The organism is Edaphobacter sp. (genome assembly GCF_035763405.1).
Lineage (GTDB): Bacteria > Acidobacteriota > Terriglobia > Terriglobales > Acidobacteriaceae > Edaphobacter.
On sequence record NZ_DASUBE010000154.1, the window covers coordinates 1 to 7219 of the forward strand.

Annotated in this window: 6 protein-coding genes; 3 read left to right on the forward strand and 3 right to left on the reverse strand. The window is 62.3% G+C overall.

The window, feature by feature from the left end; all coding sequences use genetic code 11:
* Window positions 1-26 precede the first annotated feature (26 nt).
* Window positions 27-1109: a class I SAM-dependent methyltransferase gene (locus tag VFU66_RS14485; protein WP_326446978.1), complete on the reverse strand. Its 1083-nt coding sequence runs from the start codon at window positions 1107-1109 to the stop codon at window positions 27-29.
* A 133-nt stretch (window positions 1110-1242) separates the two neighbouring features.
* Between VFU66_RS14485 and VFU66_RS14490 the strand changes: the two genes are divergently transcribed.
* The gene (locus VFU66_RS14490; protein ID WP_326446979.1) at window positions 1243-2013 is read left to right on the forward strand and encodes a glucose 1-dehydrogenase; all 771 of its coding nucleotides are present in this window, start codon (window positions 1243-1245) and stop codon (window positions 2011-2013) included.
* Window positions 2014-2142: 129 nt separating this feature from the next.
* On the opposite strand, the gene VFU66_RS14495 is transcribed toward VFU66_RS14490, so the two are convergent.
* Window positions 2143-3204, reverse strand: a complete 1062-nt coding sequence (locus tag VFU66_RS14495; RefSeq protein ID WP_326446983.1) for a Gfo/Idh/MocA family protein — start codon at window positions 3202-3204, stop codon at window positions 2143-2145.
* A gap of 179 nt (window positions 3205-3383) precedes the next feature.
* On the opposite strand from VFU66_RS14495, the gene yiaK reads away from it, so the two are divergent.
* Window positions 3384-4394 (forward strand): 3-dehydro-L-gulonate 2-dehydrogenase, encoded by a 1011-nt coding sequence (yiaK, locus tag VFU66_RS14500; RefSeq protein ID WP_326446980.1) that lies wholly within the window; start codon window positions 3384-3386, stop codon window positions 4392-4394.
* A gap of 44 nt (window positions 4395-4438) precedes the next feature.
* Window positions 4439-5851 carry a glucose-6-phosphate dehydrogenase gene (zwf, locus tag VFU66_RS14505; protein ID WP_326446981.1) on the forward strand — a complete coding sequence of 471 codons (1413 nt, stop codon included), beginning with the start codon at window positions 4439-4441 and terminating at the stop codon, window positions 5849-5851.
* 171 nt (window positions 5852-6022) lie between these two features.
* Here zwf and VFU66_RS14510 read toward each other — a convergent pair.
* The coding region (locus tag VFU66_RS14510; RefSeq protein WP_326446982.1) for a hypothetical protein at window positions 6023-7219 on the reverse strand (1197 nt) is incomplete at its 5' end.

Below are 7219 nucleotides of genomic sequence, written 5' to 3' on the forward strand. Positions count from 1 at the left end.
AGCAGCGGCCGTGTATCCTGCGCCCGTTATGCTCGCGCTTCGTACACCAGGTTGAACGGCGTCTGCGTGGCGCGATGGAAGTTCTTGAAGCCTCCTGCCGTGACCACTTCGCCGATGCGCTTCTCGCCTGCCTGCGCGCCGAGCGCCGCCCCGACCTCCTGCGAGAGAGACGCGGGTACGCAGATCATCGTCGATGCTGTGTAAAAGACGCGCCCTACCGGATTGAGGTTCCCTTCCGTTGCGTCTTCCGCATAGGGCTCGACAATCATCCACGTGCCATCGGGCTTCATCGTGGAATGAACATAGGCTGCCGCTCCCTTCGGGTCGCCCATGTCGTGCAGACAGTCGAAGAAGGCGACGAAGTCGTAGTCCTTGCCGGGATAATTCTTCGCCGACGCGACCTCGAAGTGCAGGCGGTCGCCGATGCCCTCGCGTTTGGCCGCCTCGCGCGCCATCGCAATCGACGCATCGTGATAGTCGAAGCCATAGAACTCCGAGTTTGGAAACGCCTTCGCCATCAGGATGGTGGAGGCACCGAGGCCGCAGCCGATGTCGGCCACCTTGGCCCCGTCTCGCAGCTTTTGTTCTACTCCGGTGAGCGCGGGGATCCAGTTCGTCGTCAGGTTCATCAGGTAGCCCGGGCGGAAAAACCGCTCGACGCCGTGGTAGAGCGCGTGATGATGCTCGTGCCAACCCACGCCCTTGCCGGTGCGGAAGGCCTCTTCAATCTTGTCCACGTCGTTGAAGCAGGACAGGACGATCTCGAACGCTCCGGGAAGAAATGCGGGGCCGTGCTCCATGGCCAGCACCACTGCCTGCTCGGGCGGCAGCGTGTAAGACTTCGTTGCGGGATCGTAAGTCACGTAGCCGCTGGCGGCATTCGCGTTCAACCACTCGCGGATGTATCGCTCGCTGGTTTTAGTGCGCGAGGCAAGCTCGGTAGAGGTGATGGGTTTGCTGTCGGCCATGGCCTTGTACAGGCCCAGCCTGTCGCCCAGCAGGATGAGCACGCCGTGCATGGACGCGCCCATGTCGCCCACGGCCTTGAGCATAAAGTCATGTAGCTTTGCTCCATCGATTTGTGGTGTAGCAATGGTAGCGGAGCTCATAGGAACAGCCTCCTTGATAGAAAGTAGTTGTCTTGCGGACAAAAATCATAACCCCGGTCACGCCGCACTTGCAACGCAGCGTGCCGGTGGTGTTTGCTCCGTTCAAGCCGCACCGGGTAGAGTGGCATCAGACATGCAAAACAATTCATCGAACATTCTTGATCTCTTCCGTCTTGATAACAAAGTGGCTCTCGTGACCGGCTCGGCCAGCGGACTGGGCGCGGCGATCGCTGCGGCGCTGGCGCAGGCGGGGGCAAGCGTCGCATGCCACGGCAACCGGCGCCCTGCAACCGAGACAGCCGAGGCGATTGGCCCGAAGGCTGCCGCATTTCGCGCGGACCTCTCTTCCACCAGCGGGGCTGAAGACCTCTTCAGCCAGGTGAAGGCGAAGTTCGGACACATCGATATTCTGGTGAACAATGCGGGCACCATCATCCGTCACGCAGCGGAAGAGTTTCCGCTGGATGACTGGCAGCAGGTGTTGCAGGTGAACCTGACCAGCGTCTTTCAGCTTTCGCAGCTTGCGGCGCGCGATATGATTCCGCGCGGCGCGGGCAAGATTGTCAACATCGCGTCGCTGCTGAGCTTTCAGGGAGGCATTCGCGTGCCTGCGTATGCGGCGTCGAAGGGCGGAGTCGCGCAACTGACCAAGGCGCTCGCCAACGAGTGGGCCGCGAAGGGGATTCAGGTCAACGCCATTGCGCCCGGCTACTTCGCTACGACCAACACTGAGGCGCTGCAGGCAGACGAGACGCGCAATCGCCAGATACTTGAGCGCATCCCCGCCGCGCGCTGGGGACAGCCGCGCGATCTTGCCGGAGCGGCGCTGTTTCTCAGCTCCGCCGCCAGCGATTATGTGACGGGAACCGTGCTGACTGTCGATGGCGGGTGGATGGGTCGCTAGAGCCGACTTCCTGAGGACGTGCATCTGTGCCAGCCGAAGCAAAGCGCAGATTCCCTGCGGGAATGACAACCAAAAGAGAACGAGCGCAAATGAGCAGTGCACAGCAACCGGAAATCGGCTCTGGCCCGTTCAGTTGATCTCGGGCAGTTCGACGCCACCCTGCTCGCTTGAGCGGTACGCGGCCTCGACGACGCGCATGGTGTCGATGGCGTCTTCGACGCTCGTCGGCAGCTTCATGGTTTCGCCCTGCACGTAGCGTTGCAGCGAGCCCATGGAGCCCATGAAGGCGTCGGGGAACCAGTTGCCGCTGACGGGTGCGTCCTTCCAGCCTCCGTCGCCGCGCAGGATGTATTCGAGGTTGTCGGGCAGGCCGATGGGATAGTTCAGGTTCACGCCCATCCGCGCGCGCATGGCGCCGGTCATGCCTTCCCACTGGACGAAGCTGCGCTGCATCTTCGGATCGAAGTCGTGACTGTGGTTCGATGCGATGAAGACGCGCTTGTCGTCGCCGTAGTCGAAGGTGATGACGCTCTTGGTCGCAGCCAGGTGCGATGTGCGCGGACTCTTCACCGTCTTTGCATAGACGCCGCGCGGGTTGCCGAACCATGCGCGGACGAGATCGACGTAGTGGATGGAGTGGTAGAGAATCTCCAGTCGTGGTGCGGTCTTGAGAAAGTCCCACAGCTCCCACGGCATGTGGCAGCTTACGGAAACCTCCATGTCGTGCAGCTCGCCCAGCGCGCCGGTTTCGGCAAGCGCGCGCGCGGCCAGCATGTTCGGCGCCCAGCGGAGCTGAAAGTTCACCGCGGCGATCAGTTTCTTTCTGCGGCAGATGTGCAGGATCTCGGTCGCCTCGGCCAGCGTCTCACCCATGGGCTTCTGCAGCAGCACGGCTGCGCCGTCGGGCAACTGAGGCAGCACACTGGTCTGCGCGGGCGCGGGCACGGCGCAGTCAAAGACCGCGTCCTTCGGCGCATAGGCGATGGCCTCGGCAATCGTACTGGCGACGAACGGGATGGCGAACTCGCGCGCGAGCGCCTCGGCCTTCTGGCGGTCGCGGTCCACGACGGCGACGACGGGGAACCCGGCCTTTTTGTACGCGGGAAGGTGCGCGTCGTGCGCAATGCCGCCCGCCCCCACCAGCACAATCGGCCGCGCGACTCTGGGCCTTGGAGCCGCCACCTCACGCATTGCGCTCACCACATCCATCCAGCTTCTCCCTGCAATCGAACTTTACAGCATTCCCCACCCTATCAAGTCTTGTTATATCCAACAAATACATTTCATTCTTGAAAGCATTGCGCGCTTGATCCCAAATCCCCATTCCCTATTCCCCAGGCCGTGCTCTCTTGAGCATTACCATAGACCACATGCATCGAGTTCCCTACAACGATCTCTATGAAGCTCTTCGCCGAGCTATGCTCCGACTCGGCCTTGCCGAAGATCGCGCTGCTCTGAGCGCCCGCCTGTTTGCCGAAACCACGCGCGACGGCGTGTACACGCACGGCCTCAATCGCTTTCCACGTTTCGCGGCCATGGTGCGCAACGGCAGCATCGACGTGAACGCCGCGGCTACACGCACGGCGGCCTTCGGCGCGCTCGAACGATGGGACGGGCATCGCGGCGTCGGCAACCTGAACGCTTTCGCCGCGATGCAGAACACCATCGCGCTGGCAAAGCAGCACGGCATCGCCGCCGTGGCGCTGGCCAATACCAACCACTGGATGCGCGGCGGCACCTATGGCTGGCTCGCCGCGGAGGCGGGCATGTTTGCGATGTGCTGGTCGAACACGCTGCCGAACCTGCCGGCGTGGGGCACCGCCGTACCGACGGTCGGCAACAATCCGCTGGTGATTGCCATTCCGCGAGCCGAGGGACACGTCGTGCTCGATATGGCGATGTCGCAGTTCTCTTACGGCACGCTGGCCGCGTACAGCAAGCGCAACGCGCCGCTGCCTGTACCGGGAGGCTTCGATGCCATGGGCAACCTGACGACCGACGCGGCCGCGATTGAGGCCACGCAGCGCGCGCTGCCTGTCGGCTACTGGAAAGGCTCGGGGCTCTCGCTGGTGCTCGACATGATGGCGGCGATGCTCTCAGGCGGACTGGCCACGCACGAGCTTGGCCTGGACCCCATGCGCGAGGCTGGCCAGTCGCAGATCTTTCTGGCCATCGATCCGGCCAACGTGACGCAGGCCGGCGAACTCGCTCGCATCGCAGACGGCGTCATTGAGCATCTGCACGGCACCGCGCCGCTCGACCCGACGAGGCCGCTGCGCTATCCGGGCGAGCAGACGATTCGGCTGCGCGAAGAAAATCTTCGGCTCGGCGTGCCGGTCGATCCTGATGTGTGGCATCAAATCAGTGAACTGATTTCATAACCTTCATCGGTGAAGATAGAGATGAACCTTCAAGGAGCCTCTTCGTGAGTAATCAGCATTCCGACGCACTGGTCTTTTTCGGCGCAACCGGCGATCTTGCCTATAAAAAAATCTTTCCCGCGCTCCAGTCCATGGTGAAGTCCGGCACGCTGAATGTACCGGTGATCGGAGTCGCCAAGGCAGGATGGAACCTGGACCAACTGAAGGCGCGCGCGAAGGACAGCATCGAGCAGCACGGCGGGCTCGATGCGGACGCATTTGCAAAACTGTCTTCCCTGCTCCGCTACGTCGATGGCGACTACGCCGACGCGGCCACCTTTGCCGCCGTGCGCAAGGAGCTGGGCGCGGCGCAATGTCCAGCGCACTATCTTGCCATCCCGCCGTTTCTGTTTGAGAAGGTCGTCGAACAGCTTGTGCAGTCGGGCTGCTCGCGCGGCGCGCGGATGATCGTCGAGAAGCCCTTCGGCCACGACCTGGCCTCGGCGCACGAGCTGAACCGCATTCTGCTCTCCGCGTTTCCGGAGACGTCGATCTTTCGCATCGACCACTACCTCGCTAAAGGGCCGGTCCACAACATGGTCTCGTTCCGCTTCTCGAACTCGTTTTTGGAGCCGCTGTGGAACCGCGACCACATTGAGAGCGTGCAGATCACGATGGCCGAAGACTTCGGCGTACAGGGCCGCGGCGCTTTTTATGACCAGACGGGCGCGATCCGCGACGTCATTCAGAACCACATCTTTCAGGTGATGTGCAATCTTGCGATGGAAGCGCCCGCGCGCGCAGACAGCGAATCGAAGCGCGATGAAAAGGTGAAGGTGCTGAAGGCCATTCCTCCAATCGACCCGAAGAATCTGGTGCGCGGCCAGTTTCGCGGGTATCTCGACGAGAAGGGCGTCGCGCCGAACTCGCAGGTCGAGACCTTTGCCGCGCTGCGTCTTGAAATTAAATCCTGGCGATGGGACGGTGTTCCCTTCTACATTCGCGCGGGGAAAAACCTGCCCATCACGTGCATGGAGATCGTGGCTCGACTGCGACGTCCGCCGTTGACAAATACCAACGATCCCAACTCGCCGCAGAACTATATCCGCTTCCGCATCAGCCCGGAGGTGACGGTGGCGATGGCGGTCTCCGTTGCGGCCAGCAGAGAAGGCGGAGAACCGGAAGAGGTCGAGCTGGTTGCCAGCCGCCATGCTCGCCCCGGCGAGATGGAGGCCTACCAGCGCGTGCTGAGCGACGCGATGGCAGGCGATGCCACGCTCTTCGCGCGCCAGGACTACGTCGAAGAGGCATGGCGCATCGTCGATCCCATCCTCAAAACGCCAACGCCCGTCTACGTGTACGAGCCGCACACGTGGGGCCCGAAGGAAGTCGAGCAGACGGCCGTTCCTCCCGGAGGATGGGACACGCCGCAGCCCGAGCAACAGGACGACTACCGCATTGTGAACAAGACGCAGTAGCAGGAGGACTTTTTCAGGGGATCTCTGATTAAGTATCGAAGGGCCACGGAATGTATTGGCGCAGAGAAGAAATACAGGGATTCTTCCCATTCGGCTTCGCTCAGGGCAGGGTGCTGCGCTCAGAACGACGGAGCGAACATCGGAGACTTAATCGGCGGCTCCCTGGAGCTTTCACTTTGCGCGAGCACTCGCCAGCACTTTTTCTCCCGCTACAAACTGCCGCGCGTGGGCCAGCTCCGGCAGCGCGGTGTCCGCGTTCTTCCACGCGGATAAAAACTCCGCATACTCAGCCCGCGCCTTCGCGGCATTACCTGCGGCCTCGCTGCTTTGAGCCATGCCGTATAACCCAAAGCCTGACTTCGGTCGCTCCAGCAAAGCCGCGGCATACGCTTCATGCGCGTCAGCGTAGTCGCCCGCGCGCATCAACGCCGCGCCCTCCGTTTCTCCGACAGGCCGAATAAAGATCGGCGGCTCACGATAGCCGAGGTCCTTCTCTTCCTTCGCGGCCCGGGCAAACATCGCCTTCGCCTCGGGCAGCTTCTTCTGCGCCGCGAGAATCGACGCGCGCAGCTCCAGAGACATCACCGAAACATTGCTCAACAGCGGCCCGGGCAGCGCATCCGGCATGACCGCAGCCATGACCGGACCAGACGCAGGCTGAGCCTTCGCCTTCGGCGCGTCCTTGAGCTTTGTCCACATGCGCCACAGCGCCGCGTCGAGTTGTGTAGACGATGCCTGCGCGCGAGCGACATCGCCGCCCTCAATGGCAAGCATTCCGCCGGCATAGTCCTTCAACTGTCCAGCCAGAAAATTGAGATTTTCAAACTTCGCGTCAGGCTTGCTCTCCTCAGCCATCTTCATCACCGCGGACCAATCGCCCAGCCGCAGCGCCACCGGCAACTGCGGGTCCAGCCGCGCCATGCCGTCGCGCGGCACGCCGATGTAGAGCGAGGGCGCAAACTCGCCGCGTCCTCCTGCGAGTTTGTGCGAGAGCACCGTCGCATCGTGCAGCTTGCCCTCTTCCATCAGGTTCGCCACGCCGTACATCAGGTTGTGAATATAGTTCCAGTCGTCATCCACGCTCACGTGCTGCGTACGCATGTAGGCCTCGTCCACGGCAGTGGATTCGGCAAACCAGTGCTCCGCCTGCGCGTAATCGCCGACGCGGAAGAAGATGTGTCCCGGCATGTGCACCATGTGTCCCGAGGCCGGAGCGAGGCTGGCCAGCACGGTGGCGCTGCGCAGCGCAAGCTCCGGATGCGCACCCGCTTCCACCGCATGAATCCAATAGTGGTTCGCGGCAGAGTCGTCCGGTTTCTGCTTCAGCACTTCTTCCAGAACTGCAATCGACTGCTTCTGGCCGCTCTT